General features: G+C 64.8%; 1 protein-coding gene and 1 pseudogene. One reads left to right on the top strand and one right to left on the bottom strand.

What is annotated here, in order from left to right; translation table 11 throughout:
- A pseudogene (locus tag ABB33_RS18805) lies at positions 1-320 on the top strand (hypothetical protein); the annotation flags it as partial.
- A gap of 223 nt (positions 321-543) precedes the next feature.
- On the opposite strand, the gene ABB33_RS17475 reads toward ABB33_RS18805, so the two are convergent.
- Positions 544-822, bottom strand: coding sequence for a hypothetical protein (locus ABB33_RS17475; protein ID WP_056932946.1), 279 nt, complete (start codon positions 820-822; stop codon positions 544-546).
- Between the last annotated feature and the right edge of the window lie 71 nt (positions 823-893).

The raw sequence follows: 893 nt of genomic DNA, 5'->3' as shown, positions 1-893 counted from the left end.
CCGGCCCGAACGCCGCGGCTGCAGGCTACTGGGGCACGCTGGGGATGATGGTCCTATCAGGAAACTTCGGCAGCACGGCTCCACTGATTGCCACCGGAGCTCTGGCAAATGCGGTGGCGCGCGGCATGACCAATCCGCGATTCGTGCGTTGGCTGGCCCGGGCCACGGAACTCCCTGTGGGTGTTCTGCCCGCGCAGGTCAACGTGCTGAAGAGGATGGCGGCGGAGAATGGCGACGAGGACGTTGCGCTGATCGCCGATGCGCTATCGGAACAGGCCAAAAATGGCCAAGACGGACAGGATCAGGGCAACCGGGAGTAAGAGGGCCGCGAGGCCATACCAGGTGAACAGAAGCTTGTGATACCAGCGCGTCGGGTTCTCCCGCTCCAGCCGCTCCAGCGTGGCCTCGGCGCGTGCCTGATCAACCAGCTTCCTGGCTTCGGGGGTCACTTCGTGCTTGTCCCAGATAGGCATGGCGGTGGCTATGGGGGGCGGATGAGGCGATGGTAGCAGGGTTGGGGCGGCGGGCTGTTAGGCCCGGCATTCACTCCCGGAACGCGCCTTTCTCGCACCAGAATCTAGTGCCAATCCCGGGCTGGGCGGCGAAGAGCTGCGCAGCAAGGTCGCAGTTCTCGCGGTTGTAGTTATCGCCTTCCTTGGAATTGAACGTGGCGACGTGGACCCGCATGGAGTCCGAGAGAGCGGAGTTCCGGTACAGCGTGTAGGTGCCTGCATCACTGGAGCATCCAGCGAGCAGCGCCACAGCGGCGCTGATGATCAGCACCTTGTCCCACCCAGTAAGCGCGGCGATGAGGAGGCTCATGGCCCAAAGCTACCATCCGGCGGGGTGGGGAAGACAGCCGCCCCGGCCTCCCCGGCGCTGACCCGAGGTCA

The organism is Stenotrophomonas acidaminiphila, from assembly GCF_001431595.1.
GTDB classification, from domain to species: domain Bacteria; phylum Pseudomonadota; class Gammaproteobacteria; order Xanthomonadales; family Xanthomonadaceae; genus Stenotrophomonas; species Stenotrophomonas acidaminiphila.
This window is presented reverse-complemented; position numbering and strand designations above follow the sequence as displayed.